A 2,724-nucleotide genomic window follows, 5' to 3' on the forward strand; every position below is an offset into this window, starting at 1 on the left:
CAGGTGCCATCCGGACCCCTCTGGTCATGGCCAACGCCTACGCGCTGCCGGAGGACCCCTCCGCCATCGACTGGTCGGGCACGGACGAAATGGTCTACACGCGCAACTCCGGGGTCAACCAGCTCGGCCTGCAGGCCCGCCTGGCCGCCCTGGAGGGAGGCGAGGAGGCCGTCGTGCTCGCCTCGGGTGTGGCCGCCCTCCACGCCGTGTTCTTCACCCTGCTGCGCTCGGGGGACCACGTGGTGGTCGCCGACGTCACCTACGAGGCGACCTGGCGCCTGCTCTCCGTGCTCCTGCCGGAGAAGTACGGCATCGAGGCCACCTTCGTCGACGCCTCCGACGCCGACGCCATCGCGGCGGCCGTCCGGCCGACCACCCGACTGGTCCACGTGGAGACCATCGGCAACCCGACCACGCGTGTCAGCGACGTGGCGGCCGCCGCGCGCATCGCGCACGACGCCGGCGCCCTGCTCAGCGTGGACTCCACCTTCACCCCACCCCCGCTCTACCGACCCCTCGAGGACGGGGCGGACCTGGTGGTCCACTCCCTGACCAAGTACATCAACGGCCACGGCGACTCCCTGGGCGGTGCCGTCATCGGCAGCCACGAGCTCGTCCACCGCATCAAGTCCGAGGCGATGGTCGATGTCGGCGGCGTGATCTCCCCCTTCAACGCGTGGCTCATCACCCGGGGCTCGGTGACCCTGCCCCTGCGCCTGGAACGCCACCTCGCCTCCGCCCAGCAGGTGGCGCAGTTCCTGGAGTCACAGGACCGGGTGGCGCTGGTCGAGTACCCCGGGCTCGACTCCCATCCCCAGCACGAGCTGGCCCGGCGCCAGTTCGGGGGACGCGGCTACGGCGGCGTCATCGCCTTCGCCCTGGACGCCACGCCCGAGGAGCACAACCGCTTCGTCGCCAACCTGCGGGTCATCACCTCCGCCGTGTCCCTGGGCCACGACGAGTCCCTCATCGTGTACACGGGCACCGGGGGACCGCGCGTGGCGACCTATCCCGAACCCTTCCGCAGGCTGGGCCACCTGCGCCTCTCCATCGGCCTGGAGGACCCCGACGACCTGGTGGAGGACCTGGCAGCGGCACTCTCCGCGACCTTCCCCCGGTCATGACCTGCTCCCCCGCCCGCGACTGCGCGATACTGGGGGCATGAGGACACGAGAGGTTCGCAGGGCCGTCGTCACAGGGGCATCGACCGGGATCGGGGAGGCCACCGTGCGTCTCCTGCGCGACCGCGGGTGGGACGTCACCGCCGTGGCGCGGCGCGTCATGCGCCTGAAGAAGCTCGCCGAGGAGACGGGGTGCACCTACTTCGCCGCCGACCTCACGGATGACGAGCAGGTGCGGGCGATGGCGGCGTACGTCGACACGCTCGGCCCGGTGGACGCGGTGGTCAACGACGCGGGCGGGGCGCTGGGTGTGGAGACCGTCGCGGACGCGAACATCGAGCACTGGACCCAGATGTACGACCGCAACGTCGTCACCGCCCTCCAGGTGACCCAGGCCTTCCTGCCGACCATGCGACAGCGCGGGGGTGACCTGGTCTTCGTGACCTCCACCGCCGCCCACGACACCTACCCCGGGGGCGGGGGGTACGTGGCCGCCAAGCACGCCGAGCGGATCATCCCCAACACCTTGCGCCAGGAGCTCGTGGGTGAGCCCGTGCGCATCATCGAGATCGCACCGGGCATGGTGCGCACCCCCGAGTTCTCCCTCAACCGTCTGGGGTCGCGTGAGGCGGCGGAGAAGGTCTACGAGGGAGTCGCCGAGCCCCTGACCGCACAGGACATCGCAGACGCCATCGTGTGGACCCTGACCCGCCCACACCACGTCAACATCGACTCGATGACGATCCGTCCCATCGCACAGGCGACGAACACCCTGGTGGCGCGCAGCAACCCGTCCTGACCCGCTGCGCCGTCTGACCCGGTGCTCCGCCTGACCTCACACCGCTCCGGTGAGGGGCTGCCCGCGGTCGTCCACGCCCAGTCGCGCATAGGCCCGTGGGACGGTGACGAGGAACCAGACGGCTCCGAGCAGGGAGACGACGCCGGTCACCCACGCGGAGGAGGCCACGCCGAAGGCGGCCACCAGTGCGGCGACCGCGAAGGGCCCCACGGTGGATCCGACCTGGTTGATGGACTGCCACAGCCCCAGGAACGAGGAACGCCCGACGTCGGGGGAGAGGTCCGCGCCCATCGTCATGACGATCCCCGAACCGAACCCGTTGCCGAAGCCGATGACGCACGCCGTCACGACGAACCCCAGGGGAGCCGTCCACAGGGCCATGGCGATGAAGCCGACACCCATGATCAGCATCGTCGGCAGCAGGTCGCTCAGACGCCCGAAGCGGTCCGAGATGCGCCCCGCCGGGTAGAACATCAGGGAGTCGAGCACTGCGGAGGCCGCGAAGGTCGCCGAGATCGTGTGGTCGGCGATCCCCAGCTGGTGACCCCACAGGGGGATGATCACGGCGCGGTTGGCGCGGACCAGACCCAGGACGACGACGCCCGCGGACAGGAGCGCCGTGGCGCCGGCGTCGGCCTTCTCCCTCAGGGGGAGGCGGCGCAGCTCGTCGGGGTGGGGGTACGCGGGTCCGTCGACGTCCGCGGTCCCCGGAGGTGCGGTGTCGGTGGGCGGCACCGCCGACGAGGGCGACGCCTGGTCCTCGCCTGCGGACCTCCTCTCCCACTCCTCGTCCTCCTCGACGAT

General features: G+C 71.0%; 3 protein-coding genes. 2 read left to right on the forward strand and 1 reads right to left on the reverse strand.

Annotated elements, in window-relative coordinates; translation table 11 throughout:
• Both TA90_RS10815 and TA90_RS10820 read left to right on the forward strand, forming a co-directional pair.
• A partial coding sequence (locus TA90_RS10815) for a trans-sulfuration enzyme family protein (protein ID WP_043536379.1) occupies window positions 1-1,124 on the forward strand: 1,124 nt, incomplete at its 5' end.
• 37 nt (window positions 1,125-1,161) lie between these two features.
• Complete coding sequence (locus tag TA90_RS10820) at window positions 1,162-1,920, forward strand: SDR family NAD(P)-dependent oxidoreductase (RefSeq protein WP_043536381.1); 759 nt, start codon at window positions 1,162-1,164, stop codon at window positions 1,918-1,920.
• Window positions 1,921-1,956: 36 nt separating this feature from the next.
• Here TA90_RS10820 and TA90_RS10825 read toward each other — a convergent pair.
• On the reverse strand, window positions 1,957-2,724 hold a 768-nt coding region (locus TA90_RS10825; protein ID WP_147513472.1), incomplete at its 5' end, for an MFS transporter.

The sequence above is a fragment of the Actinomyces polynesiensis genome (assembly GCF_000820725.1).
Classification (GTDB): Bacteria; Actinomycetota; Actinomycetes; order Actinomycetales; family Actinomycetaceae; genus Pauljensenia; species Pauljensenia polynesiensis.

Bases quoted from the DNA above. Each gene is read 5' to 3' on its own strand.
- TA90_RS10820 (WP_043536381.1), top strand. From the start codon at position 1,162: ATGAGGACACGAGAGGTTCGCAGGGCCGTCGTCACAGGGGCATCGACC.